Consider the following 14,269-nt stretch of genomic DNA (forward strand, 5'->3'; position numbering starts at 1 on the left):
TTAGCGACCATGCGGTTAACACACTGTTAAGCCTAGATGCATCCGCGCTCCGGCGCTGTTCCCGACGGCACAGGGCCTGCATGCCGCGCGCAATTTCAGCCTTTCCTCACGGACCTTCACCGTCCGTTAATCATGACGGCCCTATGCTGGCACCCGCTCCGCCCGAAAGGCGGCGGCCGGGAAGAGCGTGAAAAACGTCCTTCTTGCAAGGACATACGGGTTTCTCCTTCCCATCCATCATCACGAGGGCCGGCCTGGGGCGGCGGGTCCGGGGACGACAGGTGTTTCGTGGCGGACAGGTTTCGCGAACTGGAAAGGCCGCAATCGGGGCGGCCGAAGGATATCGTGCTGATGGCCACGGTCTCCAGCTTCGAGAGCCTGCGCTTCCCCTCACGCGCCGACCTCGGCCAGTTCGCCGAGCTGTTCGAGCCGCTCTATGCCGCCTCGACGGAGGACGCGCGCCGGCAGGCGGTCGCGGCCCTCTCGCGCTGCCCGCAGGTCCCCGAGCGGACCGCCCTCTTCATCGGCACGCAGCCGGTCGGCATCGCCGCGATCTTCCTCACCGTCTCCAGGGCCGTCAGCGACCGCACGCTGCTCGCCGTCCTCGATGCGACGGGACCTGAGCACGCGCGCGCCATCGCCGGGCGCGAGGCGCTGTCGCCCGCCGTCGTGGAGGCCCTCGTCGGCCGCCACCAGGATCACGCCAGCCGGCAGACCGGCGCGGAGCGCGAGGATGTCCGCCAGGACGCGGAGCGCACGGCGCGCGAGGAGGCCGTGCGCGACGAGCTGCGCGCGCTGGTGCGCGCCATGGGTCCCGTCCGCGACGCGGCGCCGGCGCCGCTCGCGCCGGCAAGCGAGCTCCACCGGGCGCTGCTCGTGCGCTTCGCGCGCGCCGGCGAGACCGGCATGCTCGCCGTGGCGCTCGCCGACGCGCTCGGCGCCAGCCAGTGGCTGTCGGAGCGCATCCTTCTCGACCTCTCCGGCCAGCAGCTCGCCGAGACGCTGCTGGCGCTCGGGCTCGACCGGGCGGACAGCCGCTTCGTCCTGTCGAAGGTCTATCCGCACATGACGGCGGGCGCCGCCGGGGCGCTCGTCGCCGCGCTCGATCCGGAAAGCGCCGTCGAGCGGGTGCGAAGCTGGCAGCGCGCCGACCGCTACACCAACGGCGGCGACCTGCCGGAGGCCGCCAACGGCGACGGCGCGCCGGCCACGGACGCCCGCCGCGGCCGCGCCGCCGGCTGAAACACGCCGCTCAGAGGACCGGGCGCCTGACGGCCGTGCTCCCGGCCGCCCCTTCCCGCCGCTCGGCGGCGAGCGCCGCCAGCATGGTCGCGACGAACATTCCCGAAATCAGCAGCGCAAGGGCAGGCAGCACGACGAACATGGGGGTTCTCCAGGGTTGGTCCGCGGGCCGCTCCGCCCGCGTGGCCTTCTTCTCGCATGCTGGCGTCGCGGCGGGTGTTCCCGCCGGAACAGGGACGACTTTGCTGCGCTACCCCCCTCCGGCCTGCCGGCCATCTCCCCCTCAAGGGGGGAGATTGGCAAGACGTGAAACCCTCGCTCGAATTGCACCGTCCAAGATGAGCGAAACGGCGCTCCATCCAATCTCCCGCCTTGAGGGGGAGATGCCCGGCAGGGCAGAGGGGGGTGGCGACGGCACAATCACCGCCGGAAGAACCCGTCGTCCTCCGGCTCCCCGCCCGCAAACGGGATAATATCCCCGATCTCGTCCGCCTCGACCGCCACCACCCACAGATCCCCGTCGAAGCGGCGTTCGCGGGCGATGGCCTCCGCCACCGTCGCGGCGTCCGCCCGGTCGAGCCGGGTCTCGAACAGCCGGCTGTCGCGGTCCTCCGGCGCAAGCAGGCTCTGCGGTGCGGGCGCATGCAGGCTCTCGCGCCCGTCGCGAAAGATCTGGCGCACGAAGATCGCCCCCGCCTCCTCCGCGCCCTTGACCTCGACGGCCGCGAAATCGCCGCGCGAAAAAACGCGGCGGACGAGGGCGGCGACGAAGACGGCGGAGCGGAGGCGCGTCGTCACGGGCGGCGCACGGCGCTAGAGCGCGCCGATATCCTTGAGCTTGGCGAGCACCCGCTCGTTCGGCTCGCCCGTCACCGGCAGGCGGTAGTGCTTCTCGAAATGGCGGATGGCGGTGCGGGTCTTCTCGCCGGCGAGCCCGTCGACGACGATGTCGGCATAGGCGATGTTGCTCAGGCCCTTCTGGATCTTCATGACGAGGTCGCTCGGCGCCGGGCGCGCGACGGCGGAGGTGACCGCCGGGTCGGCCTCGGCCTCGAGGATGGCGGCGGCGATCGGGTCGGCCTCCCCGCCCGCCGGCGCGCCGCGGGCGGCGACCTCGTCGAAGGGCCGCTCGGCGGGCGTGACCTCGGCCACCTCCGGCAGCTCGGCGTCCTCGTCGGCGCGCTCGATGACGAAGGTCGTCACGTCCTCGGGCTTCGGCTTGGTGGCGGTGAAGCCCAGCGAGTTGTCGCTGCCGCGGGTCTTCAGGAAGGGTGCGGGATGGCCGCCCGGCTGGTACCAGAGCGCATTGGCCGCGACGAAGGAGAAGACGACGGCGAAGGCGGTCGCCCCGCCGACGGCGGAGGGATGGCGGGCGAGGAGCCGGCCGAGCGCGAGGAGCCCGGCGAGCGCCAGGCTGGGGCGGGCGGGCGCGGCGGCCCGGCCGCGGGCGGACCGGGCGGCCGGCCGCTTCTCAGGCTGTCTTCTGGCGCGCGCGTTCATCGTGTCCGTTCCTGTCGTCTGCCGCCGTCAGCTTCGGCGGGAAATCGACCATCGCCGCCGCCGGCATGTCCGCCTCGCCGGCGATGCCCGAGCCGTCGGCGGGCACCCTGACGGCGATCACCGTGCCCTCGCCCGGCCGGCTGCGGATCGAGAAGCTGCCGCCGTGCAGCGCCACGAGGCCCTTGACCAGCGAGAGGCCGAGGCCGGTGCCCTCGTACTTGCGGGTATATTCGTTCTGCACCTGCATGAAGGGCTGGCCGATCGCGTCGAGCTTGTCGGCGGGGATGCCGATGCCGGTGTCGGAGACGACGAGCAGCAGGTCGCGGCCTTCCCGCGCCGCGTCGATGGTGACGACGCCGCCGCGGTCGGTGAACTTTATGGCGTTGCCGACGAGGTTGATGAGGATCTGCTGGATCGCCCGCTGGTCGGCCACCGCCTCGCCGACGGCGCGCGGCACGCGGCTCGTCAGCGTCACGCCCTTGTCGCGCGCCTGCAGGCCGAGCATCTGCTCGCAGGCCCTGACGCTGTCGGCGACGATGAAGGGCTCGGGCAGGAGCTCGTAGCGGCCGGCCTCGATCTTCGAGACGTCGAGCATGGTGTTGACCACCGAGAGCAGGTGGCTGCCGGAATGGTGGATCAGGGCGACGTATTCGCGCTGGCGGTCGTTCTCCAGCTTGCCGAAATACTCGCCCGAGAGGATGTCGGAGAAGCCGAGGATCGCGTTGAGCGGCGTGCGCAGCTCGTGGCTGACGGCGGCGAGGAAGCGGGTCTTGGCATCGTTGGCCGATTCGGCCTCGGCGGCGCGCAGCACCGTCTCGCTGCGCAGCCGCGCCTCCTCGGAGACGTCGCGCGACTGGGCGACGACGGAAAGAAGCGCGCCGTCGGGAGCCCTGAGCGCCGTCATGTCGACGCGCATGTGCACGAACTGCTCGGCGTCCGGCCGGGCGCGCGGCCGGTCGATGCGCACGTCCACCGTCTCGCGCTCGCCGCCCTGGCGCAGCCGGTCGATCGCCGCGAGGAACGGGATGCGGTCGGAGACGTGGATCTGGTCGAGATAGCCGCGGCCCATGGGATCGCGCATCCAGCCGGCGAGGTCGGCCCGGTCGCGCCCGTGCACGGCGGTGACGAAGCCGCGCGCGTCGTGCAGCGTCACGAGGCCGGCGAAGAGGTCGTAGGGCGAGGCGAACGCCTCCGCCGGGGCATCGGCCGTCCTTTCCGGCACGCGCGCGGGCGCGGGCGGGGCGGGGCGCCAGGCGGACGCGGCGGCGGCGAGAAGCGCGCCAGCCCCGGCGAGCGCCACGCCGGCCGGCAGCGCGGCGGAGGCGGGCATGACGGCGGAAAGGGCGAGCGGCAGGCCGGGCACGCCGGCAAGAAGGGTGAGCGCCGCCGCGCGCAGATGCGCGGCCGGGCGCGCCTCGCCCGGGCGTTCCGACGCACCGCCGGCAACGGCGCCCAGGCGGGCTGCCATTCTGTCAGCGATGGTGTTGAACTGGCGCAACGCGAAACCCTGCCGTCGATCTTTTTTGTCTTGATTTGCGGGTCCCAAAATCGCACCGGCGACTTAAGGAAAGAATAAACGCGGGCGCCCCGCAGCGCCCGCAAAGGGGCGAAAAGTCCCATTTCGGGGCAATCGGCGCGGCATTCGCCAAGCGTGGTTAATGGCCGGTAAGCGCCTCATTTTGCGGCATTTTCCTGTTCGCGTTAACCTCTTGGGCAGGCGGCCCCGCCGCCCCTTTCCGGCAAACCGGGCGCCGCCGCTTCGGCCCCCCGCCATCATCCTTAACGGCGATCGCTAAAATCCGCCTCAAATGCCGTTCAAAGGCCGATCCGACGCATTTTAATCAAATCTGGGCAAAACCCGAACGATTCCCGCAAAGGGGAATTTCCATCCGCGCCCTAGTCTCGCATCAACGGTTCGCGAAGGACCGACAGGCAGTCCCGGCGAAAGCACGAAGCGGTTCGGCGTCCGGGCCTGCGCTCAGAACAAGAGGTGGCAAGCGATGTGGTTTCTGATCAAGGGAACGTTCTGGTTCTCGCTGGTTCTGGTGCTGCTCCCCTTCATCGACGCGGATTCCTCCGCGAAGCTGGAAAAGGGCCCGAGCGTGGAGATCGGCGACACCTTCAGCGCCGCGAGCGAGGCGATCGGCTACGTGACCGCCATGTGCCTGGAAAAGCCGGACGTCTGCCAGAAGGGGGCGGAGACCTTCGTGGCGCTCGGCCACCGGGCCCGCGAGGGTGCGCGCATCGCCTACCAGTTCCTCGACACGCAATTCGCCGAAGAGGCCCCGGCGCAGACCGCCGCGCTCGACCAGCCGCTGCCGGAGGCGGCCGAGGAGGCCGACACGGTCGTCACCGGCACCGTCGCCATCCCGACCCGCCGTCCCGACCGCAAGGGATAGAGCCTCCCCTCTTCCTTCGTTCACGCCTGCCCGACTCGTTGCCCTGCAACCGCCGCCCGGACCCGTTCCCGGCGGCGTTTCTTTCTGCCGGGCGCGCGGTTTGTGGTTCAAATCGACGGGCGTCTCGCCTATATCAGGGCCGAAACGGATTGGACCGACCATGACCCCGCTTGCCCGCATCATCGACGACTTCGCCTTCCTCGACGACTGGGAGGACCGCTACCGCTACGTCATCGAGCTCGGCAAGGACCTGCCGGAGCTGCCGGAGGAGAAGCGCACGGCGGAGAACAAGGTGCAGGGCTGCGCCAGCCAGGTCTGGCTCGTCAGCCACGCCGGCGCGGGCGCCGACCCGGTGCTGACCTTCGAGGGCGATTCGGACGCGCATATCGTGCGCGGCCTCGTCGCCATCGTGCTCGCCATCTATTCCGGCAAGCCCGCCTCGGAGATCGCCGCCCTCGACGCGCTCGACACGTTCAACGCCATCGGCCTCGTCGAGCACCTCTCCTCGCAGCGCGCCAACGGCCTGCGCTCCATGGTGCGGCGCATCCGCGAGGAAGCGGCGACGCACGCGGGCGCGGCGGCGTAGCCCTCACCCGCCGCCGATGCCCGAGGCGTCCGGCCGGTAGCCCTCCGCGCCCCAGGCGTGGGCGCGCGCACGGGCGGGCGGCGGGGCGTAGTGGCGCGAAAGCGCCATCAGCGCGGCGCGCAGCATCAGCTTGGCGGAGCGGGCCGGCCACTGGCGCTCGCGCTCCACCGTCTCCAGACCCTTCATGAAGCAGCAGACGTCGAGGGCGACGCCGGAGAGCTCCGGGCCGATCGCCGCGACGGCGCGGGCGACGCGCAGCCTCGCCGCGACCGCGGTGTCGGCGATCTCGCGCGCAGCCCCCGCCTCGCCCTTCTGCCGGCCGGCAAGGCGCGGCTCCCAGCGCATCGTCAGGCGCGGCTGCAGGCCGGCGCGCATGAAATCGGCGTGCAGCCGCTCGCCGGCGGCGATCGCCTCCCCGGGCAGCCAGGCCTCGCCCGACTTCTCCTTCAGCCGCGCAAGGGCCGACAGCGGCGATTCGAGCCGGTTGACGCAGGCCCGCTCGCGGCCGCCGCCGCCCGGCAGCGCGACGTCGTCGAGCGCGCGGTGCTGGCCGGCGAAGGCGTCGCCGCCGCCGGCGAGGCGGCGCTTCAGCCAGGCGCGCGCCTCGGGCGCGGCGGCAAGGCCCGCGGCGGAGCGGCGGACGAGGCCGAGGCGGACCGCCTCGTCGAGGACCCCGGGCGCGGCCGCGTGCCGGCGGCCGTCCGCCGCGACGAGGCCGTCCGCCTCCGCGCGGACGGGATCCGTGGCCGCGAGCAGGAAGCGCAGGAGCCGTGCCGTCGCGCTCGCCTCACGCATCGCCGTCCGCCTCCGCCGGACCGAACACGGCGAGCACGACGCGCTCGATCCCGGCGACGAAGGCGTCGAAGGCCGCGTCGTCGCGCCGGTCCTCGACGACGTTGCAGGCATGGCCCGCCGTCGTGCGGTCGCGGCCGAAGGCGAGCCCGATGTCGGAGAGCGACAGGCGCAGCACGACGTGGCAGACATACATGGCGATCTGGCGGAAATGGCAGGCCTGGCGGCGGCCGTCGCGCCGGCGCGGCGGCGCCTCGGCGACGAGCGCGGCGACCTCGAGGACGATGGCGCAGGCGACGCGCGGCGGCACCGGCGGGCAGGAGAGCCGCAGCGCCGCGCGCTCGCCGGCCGCGGATTTCGTCTCCGGCGCACCGCGCACGGCCGAGAGCGGAAGAGGAATGTCGGACGGCCCGACGGGGACAAGGCGCTGGTGCATGACAGTCACTCCGTTGATAGGAATTTATTCATACACCCTACGGCAGACGCGGGGATTAGGGAAGCGCCGGCGCCGAATCCGCCGTTGGATTCGCTTGGAAAACCGCTCCCCGCATCCCCGCTTCTAGGTATATTTTCCGCAAATCGGCGGGGAGAGCGGGGACATGCGGGCGCGAAAAAGGGCCGGCGCTCCCCGAGCCCGGCCCTCGCGTCGGTCGTGCGGCGGCGCCGGGCGCCGGCGTTCCTACTTGCTCTTGCGGCGCTGGCCGAGGCCCATTTCCTTGGCGAGGCGCGAGCGGGCCTCGGCATAGGCCGGGGCGACCATCGGGTAGTCGGCCGGCAGGTCCCACTTCTCGCGGTATTCTTCCGGCGTCATGTTGTAGTGGGTCATCAGGTGGCGCTTCAGCGACTTGAACTTCTGGCCGTCCTCCAGGCAGATGATGTAGTCGTTCTGCACGGACTTCTTCACCGGCACCGGCGGCTTCGGCTTCTCGGTGACGGCCGGCGCCTCGACGGCGGCGGCGGGCTGGGTCGTGTTGTTCAGCGCGGCATGGACATCGGCGATCAGGCCCGGAAGCTCGGCGACCGGCACGACATGGTTGCCCACATAGGCGGCGACGATATCGGCGGTGAGTTCGACCAGAAGATTGGAGCCCGCAACGGCGGATGTCTCGTTCATTTTTCTACTCCTATAGGACAGGGAAGAGGCCGGAACGTCGCGTCGCCGGCCGGTTTGCGCATCATCGAGGTAAAGCCGGCCCGCCGTCGTGCATTGCCGCGAGGTCCGGCACGAAAACCGGCCCCGCGCGACGACACCGGGATTGCATGCCGGCATGGTTGCTCATGGCCGCGACTGCCGCCTTGCAGAAAAGTTCTTGCCTGGTCATGTATCACTCAACTCGGAGTTCCGCATGAGCTCAACCTTAACAAGAGAATCGCGGTGAAATAACCCGGCATCCGGACATTACTTGTATTTTGGATATCATCCTTCCAAGCAAAGTCCAATATTATTTTGCAGAAAATGCGTCACAGCTTCGAGCACGTGAAGCAACCGCACGGAAGACCGCTCGAAACTTGAGTTTTATGGACGGTACCGTAAATGAACCGTTAAGGACGATTGCGTTCCGCCCGCCGCCGCGCCTCGGCCATCTCGTCGAGCACGGTGAGGCGCGTCGGCCGGTAGCCCGCCCTGTGCGCCGCCCGGGCGACGAGGTGGGCGGCGACCGGCGCGGTCAGCAGGAAGAAGGCGACCCCCGCCACCGCCCGGGCCAGCACCGCGCCCTCGAGCGAATGCAGGCCCGCCGCCAGCAGCATCAGGCCGGAGCCGACCGTGCCCGCCTTGGAGGCGGCGTGCATGCGCGTGTAGACGTCCGGCAGGCGGACGACGCCGACGGCGGCGAGCAGCGTGAAGACGCCGCCCGTGACGACCAGGACGGCGGTGGCGAGCGCGAGGAGGACGGTCATCGCCGCGCCCTCCCCGGCCGCCGCCGCGTCGGTTCCGGCGGCGCCTCCTCCTCCTCGCCCCCGGGCAGGCCGCGGCTTGCCACGAAGCGCGCCAGCGCCGCGGTCGCGAGGAAGCCGACGAGGCCGAGCGCGATGGCGATGTCGATGTAGAGCGCGAAGCCGGTGCGGATGGCGACGACGGCGATGAAGCCGATGGCGGTCGCCACCAGCATGTCGAGCGCGACGATCCGGTCCGGCAGCGTCGGCCCGCGCACCACCCGCCAGGCCGTGAGGAAGAAGGCGGCGCACATCAGCAGGAGCGCGAGCCCGGTGGCGGCGGAGAGGATCGTCCCGGCGTCCATCAGCGGAAGGCCTCCATGATCTTCCGCTCGAAGCCCTCGGCGATGCCGCGCCGGGCGCCGGCGGGGTCGGAGCAGTCGAGGGCGTGGACGTAGAGGACGCGGCGGTCCTCCGACACGTCCACCGACAGCGTGCCGGGCGTGAGCGTGATGAGATTGGCGAGCAGCGCGATCTCGAAGTCGCTCGTCACCGTCAGCGGGAAGGCGAAGATGCCGGGCCTCAGCACCATGCGCGGGCGCGCTACCAGCACCGCCACCCGCCAAGCCGACAGCGCCAGTTCCTTCACGAAGAGCGCGAGGAGCGACAGGAGCCGGCCCGGCCGCACCGCCGCCGGCCGGGCGCCGGCGCGCGCATGGCCGCGGACGAAGAAGAGCGCGAGGGCGGCGACCGCCAGGCCGAGGACGAGGTTGGGCCAGGCGAAGCTGCCGGTGACGGCGGCCCAGGCGAGCGCCAGGACGGCGGGGGCGAGGAGACGCCGCATCTCAGTTCACCTCCGGGAAGACGGAACGGACATAGGCGGACGGATCGGCAAGCCCCTGCGCCGCCGACTGCACGGCCGACAGCAGGGCGTCCGGGAACAAGCCGAACCAGAGTGCCAGCACCGCGAGCAGGGCGAGCGGGAGAAGCGCGCCGGCCGGCATCTCCACCGCCGGCAGATCCCCCTCCGCCGGGCGCCACCAGGCGAGCAGGAAGAGGCGGGCGAAGGCGATGGTGGTGAGGAAGCCGGACGCGAGGATCGCCGCCGCCAGCCACCAGGCGCCGATGTCGAGCGCCGCCTTCGTCACCATCACCTTCGGCCAGAAGCCGGAGAAGGGCGGCAGGCCGGAGACGGCGAAGACGAGCACGAGCGACAGGCCGGAGAAAAACGCCGAACGGGCATGGAGGCCGCCGAGCCGGTTGAGGTCGAAGGTGCCGGAAAGCCGCCCCGCGAGCCCCGCCGCCATGTAGAGCGCGGTCATGACCACCATCGAATGGAGCGCATAGAAGATCGCCCCGCCGACGCCGCCGGGGCTGCCGAGCGCGAGGCCCGAGAGCATCACGCCGATGCCGGAGACCACCGTGTAGCCGAGCAGCCGGCGGATGTCGCTCTGGCCGAGCGCGCCGAGCGCGCCGACGAGCATGGTCGCGGCACCGGCAAGCGCGATGACGAAGCTCAGCTCCTCCCGCTCGACCGGAAACAGCATGACGAGCGTGCGCAGGAGCGCATAGACGCCGACCTTCGTCAGCAGGCCGGCGAACAGCGCCGAGACGGTGACGCGCGGCGTGTGGTAGGAGGCGGGCAGCCAGAAATGCACGGGGAAGGCGGCGGCCTTCATGCCGAAGGCGAGGAGATAGAGGGCGGCGAGCGTCATCGTCGGCAGGTCGGCGCGGCGCTCGGCGGCCTTCACGGCGATGTCGGCCATGTTGAGCGTGCCGAACAGGCCGTAGAGATAGCCGGTGGCGACGAGGAACAGCGTCGTGGCGACGAGGTTGAGGAAGGCGTATCTGATCGCCCCGTCGATCTGCCGCGCCTCGGAGCCGAGGACGATCAGGCCGAAGGAGGAGATCAGCAGCACCTCGAACCAGACGTAGAGGTTGAAGACGTCGCCGGTGAGGAAGGCGCCGGTGACGCCGGCCACGAGCAGCAGCAGGAAGGGATAGAAGCCGTAGCGCCGCTCGCCGTCGCCGATGTCGGCGAGCGCGTGGACGGAGCCTGCAAGCGCCACCACCGCCGCGGCGAGCGCGAAGAGCACGCCGGCAAGATCGGCGGTGAAGGCGATGCCGAAGGGCGGCAGCCAGCGGCCCATCACCATGGTCACCGGCCCGTTTCCGTGGACATGGGCGAGCAGGAGCGCGTCGAGGAGGACGACGAGCGCCAGCACGGGGACGGCGAGCGCCGCCTGCAGGCGGACGGACCTGCGCAGCATCGTCAGCACCGCGCCGGCCAGAAGCGGCAGCGCCACCGGCAGCACGACCAGCCAGTCGGCCGGCGGGACCGGCGTGAGCACGAGGGCTGCGGAGAGATCGGCTTGCGTTGCGGCCATGGTCGGAGGCATTCCCACGTCAGTAGCCGGCGGGCGGGGCCGGCTCGTCCTCCGGCTCGGCGATGCGCATCTCGTTGGCGACGTCCGTGCCGAGGTCCTGCCAGGCGCGGTAGACGAGCACCAGCAGGAAGGCGAAGAAGGAGAACGAGATGACGATCGCCGTCAGGATGAGGGCCTGCGGCAGCGGGTTGGCGGTGAGCGCGGCCGGCACGTCGCGGCCGGCCGGGATGATCGGCGGCACCGCGCGCAGCACCCGGCCGCTCGCGAAGAGAAGCAGGTTGACGGCATTGGCGAGCAGCACCGTGCCGAGAAGCATGCGCACCAGCGCCTTCGACAGCATCAGGTAGACGGCGGCGGCGAAGAAGACGGCGACGAGGAGGACGAAGAGGAGTTCCATCAGTCCCCGTCCCTTTCTTCCAGCGCCAGCGCCACCGAGGTGATCGCCCCCACGACAACGAGGTAGACGCCGGTATCGAACAGCATGACGCTCGACAGCGGCACCGTGACGCCGAGGACGGTCGGCTCGATCCACAGCCCCGTCATGAACGGCACGGCGAAAACGACCGACAGCAGGCCGGCGAGGCAGGCGAGCACGAGGCCGAAGGCCGAGACCGCCATCGGATGGAACCGCAGCGCCCTGCGCACGGCGGCCACACCGTTGGCGATGCCGTGGACGGCGAAGGCGGAGGCCGCGATCAGCCCGCCGATGAAGCCGCCGCCCGGCTCGTTGTGGCCGCGCAGCAGCACGAAGACGGAGAACAGGAGCATCAGCGCCGTGAGGAAGGGGGCGACGGTGCGCAGGATGAGGGTGCTCATGGGCGGGGCCCCGCCGTTTCCCATGCGGGCAGGATCGGCGCGAAGCGGCGGGCCGCAGCGATGCCGCGAACGGAACGGCGGCCCTGGCTTGCCCCGCTCCGGCCTGCCGGCCATCTTCCCCGCAAGCGGGGAGAGTGGACGGAGGGCCGTCCCGCCCGGCCCGGACGTCGAGCCCGGACAATGCCGCCACCTCGCGGGGGAGATGGCCGGCAGGCCGGAGGGCGGGAGCGGCAACCGGTGAGCTTCACGTCCCCCTCCCCTTGCGGATGCGGATCAGGGACAGGATCGCCAGCCCAGCGACCATGACGACGGTGATCTCGCCCAGCGTGTCGGTGCCGCGGAAATCGACGATGATGACGTTCACCACGTTGGCGCCGTGGGCGACGGTCCGGGAATAGAGGTTGAAGAAATCGGTGAGCGCCGTGTCGAAGCGGCCCTGCACGATCCTCAGCAGGTAGAGGGCGACGCCGAGGCCGCAGGCGACGGCGATGGCGGCATCGGGAAGCGCCTCGCGCAGCGGCCGGTGGTCGCGCGGCTCGAGTCTCAGCCGCGTCATCGCCAGCGCGAGGATGACGACCGACAGCGTCTCGACCATGAACTGGGTGAAGGCGAGGTCCGGCGCGCCGAACAGCAGGAAGATCACGGCGACGCAGAACCCCTGGATGCCGAGCGCGAGGATCGCGGCGAGCCGGGTCCTCGCCGAAAGCACCGCGCCGACGCCGGCGACGGCGAGCGCCATCACGGCGAGCTCGTGCAGCGGCACGCCCGCCGGCCAGAGCGGCAGCGCCGGCCATTCGCCGTAGACGGCCGGCGGCACGAGGAGCGCCAGCGCCAGCACGGCGAAGGTCGCCGTCATGTAGACCTCCAGGCGGCCCGGCTGGATGGCGCGCGTAACGGCGGTCGAGACGCGGACGAGGCCGCGCATCGCCTGGTCGAACCCCCGGTCCGGTCCCCAGCCGATGTCCTCGACGAGCCGGTCGGCGGCCCCGCGCGCGCGGCCGAGCAGCCGGTAGACGATGAGGCCGAGGGCAAGCGTGGCGGCGGAGAGCGCGAGCGGCAGGCCGGCATGCGGCACCGGCGCGGCCGTGACCGTCTCCGGCCGGCCGGCGATGGCGGAGGCGAGCGGCGACGTCAGCATCGCATGGAAGGCGCCGGAGAAGAGGCCGGCCGCAAGCCCGGCGAGCGCCAGCAGCGCCGGGCCGAGGGAAAGCAGGAGCGGCGCCTCGTGCGGCCGCCGCGGCGTCTCGACCCGCGGGCCGAGGAAGGGCTTCAGCGCGAGCGCCAGGGCGACGGCGACCATCAGGCCGTTGCCGGCGAGCGCCGCGGCGGTGAAGACGACGGCGCGCGGGCTGCCGCCCGCAAGCGCGGCATAGACCTCCTCCTTGCCGAGGAAGCCGAGGAAGGGCGGCAGGCCGGCCATGGAGGCCGCGGCGGCGAGCGTCGCGGCGAAGGTGACGGGCATGGCGGCGGCGAGCCCGCCGAGCCGCGTGAGGTCGCGCGTGCCGGTCTCGTGGTCGAGGATGCCGGCCAGCATGAAGAGCGCGCCCTTGAAGAGCGCGTGGGCGACGAGATAGAGCGCTGCCGCCGCCGCGGCCCGTTCCGAGCCGAAGCCCGTCAGGAGCACGAGCAGGCCGAGCGAGGCGACCGTCGTCTGGGCGAGCATCCGCTTGAGGTCGGTCTCGCGGATCGCCAGCACGGCGCCGACGACGAGCGTCAGCCCGCCGCAGGCCGGCAGGATCGTCTCCCAGGCCGGCGTGCCGCCCATCACCGGGCTGAGCCGCATCAAGAGGTAGACGCCGGCCTTCACCATGGTCGCCGAATGCAGGTAGGCCGAGACCGGGGTCGGCGCCTCCATGGCGTTCGGCAGCCAGACATGGAAGGGGAACTGCGCCGACTTGGTGAAGGCGCCGCCGAGGACGAGGAAGAGCATGGCGAGATAGAAGGGGCTCGCCCGCACCTCCTCGCCGAAGGACAGGAGCAGCGAGAACTGGGTGAGGCCGGTGACGTTCCAGAGGATCAGCAGGCCGGCGAGCAGGAACAGCCCGCCGCCGCCCGTCACCACCAGCGCCTGCAGCGCCGCCCGGCGTGCCGCCTCCCGGCCGTGGTCGAAGCCGATCAGCAGGAAGGAGGCGATCGAGGTCAGCTCCCAGTAGACGAAGAGCATCAGGAAGCTGTCGGCGGCGACGAGGCCGAGCATCGCCCCCATGAAGAGCAGGAGGAAGGCGAAGAACCGGCCCTGCTGCGGATGGCCCCTCAGGTAGCCGCCGGCATAGAGCACGACGAGCGCGCCGATGCCGGAGATCAGGAGCAGGAAGGTCAGCGACAGGCCGTCGAGGAACCAGGAGAAGGAGAGGTTGTAGGCCGGCACCCAGGCATAGCCGCCGGTGACGACCTCGCCGCGGGCGATCTCCGCGCCGAAGCCGAGGAAATGCAGGAAGACCGCGAGCGGCACCAGCGCCAGCGGCCAGGCGGCCCGATGCCCGAGCAGGCGCGTCAGCGCCGGGGCGGCGAGCGCGGCCAGGAACGGCAGGCAGAGGGCGGCGAACGTCAATGCCATCCCGTCAGCGCCCCGTCGCCGCATGCACCCATGCCCGTCCCTCCCGCCTGCGGGCTTCGCCCGTCCGTTTCTCTCAGTGAGCCGGTTCTACGTCGGCCGCGCCGAAATCGCCACC

General features: G+C 71.4%; 17 protein-coding genes. 3 read left to right on the forward strand and 14 right to left on the reverse strand.

Going from position 1 to position 14,269, the window contains the following annotated elements; translation table 11 throughout:
* Positions 1–288 precede the first annotated feature (288 nt).
* Entirely contained in the window at positions 289–1,242 is a 954-nt protein-coding gene (locus NNZ72_RS09505) for a hypothetical protein (protein ID WP_257315050.1), read from the forward strand.
* 10 nt (positions 1,243–1,252) lie between these two features.
* Here the strand turns inward: NNZ72_RS09505 and NNZ72_RS09510 are convergent, their stop codons facing one another.
* From NNZ72_RS09510 to NNZ72_RS09525, 4 genes are all read right to left on the reverse strand, one after another.
* Positions 1,253–1,384: a hypothetical protein gene (locus tag NNZ72_RS09510; RefSeq protein WP_257315051.1), complete on the reverse strand. Its 132-nt coding sequence runs from the start codon at positions 1,382–1,384 to the stop codon at positions 1,253–1,255.
* Positions 1,385–1,662: 278 nt separating this feature from the next.
* Positions 1,663–2,040, reverse strand: a complete 378-nt coding sequence (locus NNZ72_RS09515) for a DUF1491 family protein (protein ID WP_257315052.1) — start codon at positions 2,038–2,040, stop codon at positions 1,663–1,665.
* 15 nt (positions 2,041–2,055) lie between these two features.
* Entirely contained in the window at positions 2,056–2,742 is a 687-nt protein-coding gene (locus NNZ72_RS09520; protein ID WP_257315053.1) for a peptidoglycan-binding domain-containing protein, read from the reverse strand.
* Entirely contained in the window at positions 2,714–4,210 is a 1,497-nt protein-coding gene (locus NNZ72_RS09525) for a sensor histidine kinase (protein ID WP_257315054.1), read from the reverse strand. Before NNZ72_RS09525 ends, NNZ72_RS09520 begins: the two co-directional genes overlap by 29 nt.
* Before the next feature lie 532 nt (positions 4,211–4,742).
* Between NNZ72_RS09525 and NNZ72_RS09530 the strand changes: the two genes are divergently transcribed.
* Both NNZ72_RS09530 and NNZ72_RS09535 read left to right on the forward strand, forming a co-directional pair.
* A complete protein-coding gene (locus tag NNZ72_RS09530; RefSeq protein ID WP_257315055.1) occupies positions 4,743–5,141 on the forward strand; it encodes a DUF5330 domain-containing protein in 399 nt (132 codons plus the stop codon).
* Positions 5,142–5,301: 160 nt separating this feature from the next.
* Complete coding sequence (locus tag NNZ72_RS09535; protein WP_257315056.1) at positions 5,302–5,727, forward strand: SufE family protein; 426 nt, start codon at positions 5,302–5,304, stop codon at positions 5,725–5,727.
* Between the two features lie 3 nt (positions 5,728–5,730).
* Here NNZ72_RS09535 and NNZ72_RS09540 read toward each other — a convergent pair whose 3' ends face one another.
* From NNZ72_RS09540 to NNZ72_RS09585, 10 genes are all read right to left on the reverse strand, one after another.
* The gene (locus NNZ72_RS09540) at positions 5,731–6,522 is read right to left on the reverse strand and encodes a DUF6456 domain-containing protein (protein ID WP_257315057.1); all 792 of its coding nucleotides are present in this window, start codon (positions 6,520–6,522) and stop codon (positions 5,731–5,733) included.
* Positions 6,515–6,955: a helix-turn-helix domain-containing protein gene (locus NNZ72_RS09545; RefSeq protein WP_257315058.1), complete on the reverse strand. Its 441-nt coding sequence runs from the start codon at positions 6,953–6,955 to the stop codon at positions 6,515–6,517. The genes NNZ72_RS09540 and NNZ72_RS09545 overlap by 8 nt, the downstream gene beginning before the upstream one ends.
* A 243-nt stretch (positions 6,956–7,198) precedes the next feature.
* Complete coding sequence (locus NNZ72_RS09550; RefSeq protein WP_257315059.1) at positions 7,199–7,633, reverse strand: Ros/MucR family transcriptional regulator; 435 nt, start codon at positions 7,631–7,633, stop codon at positions 7,199–7,201.
* Between the two features lie 428 nt (positions 7,634–8,061).
* The gene (gene mnhG / locus NNZ72_RS09555) at positions 8,062–8,418 is read right to left on the reverse strand and encodes a monovalent cation/H(+) antiporter subunit G (protein ID WP_257315060.1); all 357 of its coding nucleotides are present in this window, start codon (positions 8,416–8,418) and stop codon (positions 8,062–8,064) included.
* Positions 8,415–8,759, reverse strand: coding sequence for a cation:proton antiporter (locus NNZ72_RS09560; protein WP_257315061.1), 345 nt, complete (start codon positions 8,757–8,759; stop codon positions 8,415–8,417). The genes mnhG and NNZ72_RS09560 overlap by 4 nt, the downstream gene beginning before the upstream one ends.
* Complete coding sequence (locus NNZ72_RS09565) at positions 8,759–9,238, reverse strand: Na+/H+ antiporter subunit E (RefSeq protein WP_257315062.1); 480 nt, start codon at positions 9,236–9,238, stop codon at positions 8,759–8,761. The genes NNZ72_RS09560 and NNZ72_RS09565 overlap by 1 nt, the downstream gene beginning before the upstream one ends.
* 1 nt (position 9,239) lies before the next feature.
* The gene (locus tag NNZ72_RS09570) at positions 9,240–10,793 is read right to left on the reverse strand and encodes a Na+/H+ antiporter subunit D (protein ID WP_371747744.1); all 1,554 of its coding nucleotides are present in this window, start codon (positions 10,791–10,793) and stop codon (positions 9,240–9,242) included.
* Positions 10,794–10,800: 7 nt separating this feature from the next.
* On the reverse strand, positions 10,801–11,178 hold the full coding sequence (locus NNZ72_RS09575) for a Na+/H+ antiporter subunit C (RefSeq protein ID WP_257315064.1): 378 nt from the start codon (positions 11,176–11,178) through the stop codon (positions 10,801–10,803).
* Positions 11,178–11,597, reverse strand: coding sequence for a Na+/H+ antiporter subunit B (locus NNZ72_RS09580; protein WP_257315065.1), 420 nt, complete (start codon positions 11,595–11,597; stop codon positions 11,178–11,180). Before NNZ72_RS09580 ends, NNZ72_RS09575 begins: the two co-directional genes overlap by 1 nt.
* 244 nt (positions 11,598–11,841) lie before the next feature.
* Positions 11,842–14,154 carry a putative monovalent cation/H+ antiporter subunit A gene (locus tag NNZ72_RS09585; protein WP_257315066.1) on the reverse strand — a complete coding sequence of 771 codons (2,313 nt, stop codon included), beginning with the start codon at positions 14,152–14,154 and terminating at the stop codon, positions 11,842–11,844.
* Positions 14,155–14,269: the final 115 nt, after the last annotated feature.

The organism is Shinella pollutisoli (assembly GCF_024609765.1).
GTDB lineage: Bacteria > Pseudomonadota > Alphaproteobacteria > Rhizobiales > Rhizobiaceae > Shinella > Shinella pollutisoli.

Excerpts from the sequence above, each read along its gene's own strand:
- NNZ72_RS09580 (WP_257315065.1), bottom strand. The coding sequence starts at position 11,597 with ATGAGCACCCTCATCCTGCGCACCGTCGCCCCCTTCCTCACGGCGCTG.
- NNZ72_RS09550 (WP_257315059.1), bottom strand. The coding sequence starts at position 7,633 with ATGAACGAGACATCCGCCGTTGCGGGCTCCAATCTTCTGGTCGAACTC.
- NNZ72_RS09535 (WP_257315056.1), top strand. The coding sequence starts at position 5,302 with ATGACCCCGCTTGCCCGCATCATCGACGACTTCGCCTTCCTCGACGAC.
- NNZ72_RS09520 (WP_257315053.1), bottom strand. The coding sequence starts at position 2,742 with ATGAACGCGCGCGCCAGAAGACAGCCTGAGAAGCGGCCGGCCGCCCGG.
- NNZ72_RS09575 (WP_257315064.1), bottom strand. The coding sequence starts at position 11,178 with ATGGAACTCCTCTTCGTCCTCCTCGTCGCCGTCTTCTTCGCCGCCGCC.
- NNZ72_RS09545 (WP_257315058.1), bottom strand. The coding sequence starts at position 6,955 with ATGCACCAGCGCCTTGTCCCCGTCGGGCCGTCCGACATTCCTCTTCCG.
- NNZ72_RS09570 (WP_371747744.1), bottom strand. The coding sequence starts at position 10,793 with ATGCCTCCGACCATGGCCGCAACGCAAGCCGATCTCTCCGCAGCCCTC.
- NNZ72_RS09585 (WP_257315066.1), bottom strand. The coding sequence starts at position 14,154 with ATGGCATTGACGTTCGCCGCCCTCTGCCTGCCGTTCCTGGCCGCGCTC.
- NNZ72_RS09525 (WP_257315054.1), bottom strand. The coding sequence starts at position 4,210 with ATGGCAGCCCGCCTGGGCGCCGTTGCCGGCGGTGCGTCGGAACGCCCG.
- NNZ72_RS09565 (WP_257315062.1), bottom strand. The coding sequence starts at position 9,238 with ATGCGGCGTCTCCTCGCCCCCGCCGTCCTGGCGCTCGCCTGGGCCGCC.
- NNZ72_RS09560 (WP_257315061.1), bottom strand. The coding sequence starts at position 8,759 with ATGGACGCCGGGACGATCCTCTCCGCCGCCACCGGGCTCGCGCTCCTG.
- NNZ72_RS09510 (WP_257315051.1), bottom strand. The coding sequence starts at position 1,384 with ATGTTCGTCGTGCTGCCTGCCCTTGCGCTGCTGATTTCGGGAATGTTC.
- NNZ72_RS09540 (WP_257315057.1), bottom strand. The coding sequence starts at position 6,522 with ATGCGTGAGGCGAGCGCGACGGCACGGCTCCTGCGCTTCCTGCTCGCG.
- mnhG (WP_257315060.1), bottom strand. The coding sequence starts at position 8,418 with ATGACCGTCCTCCTCGCGCTCGCCACCGCCGTCCTGGTCGTCACGGGC.
- NNZ72_RS09530 (WP_257315055.1), top strand. The coding sequence starts at position 4,743 with ATGTGGTTTCTGATCAAGGGAACGTTCTGGTTCTCGCTGGTTCTGGTG.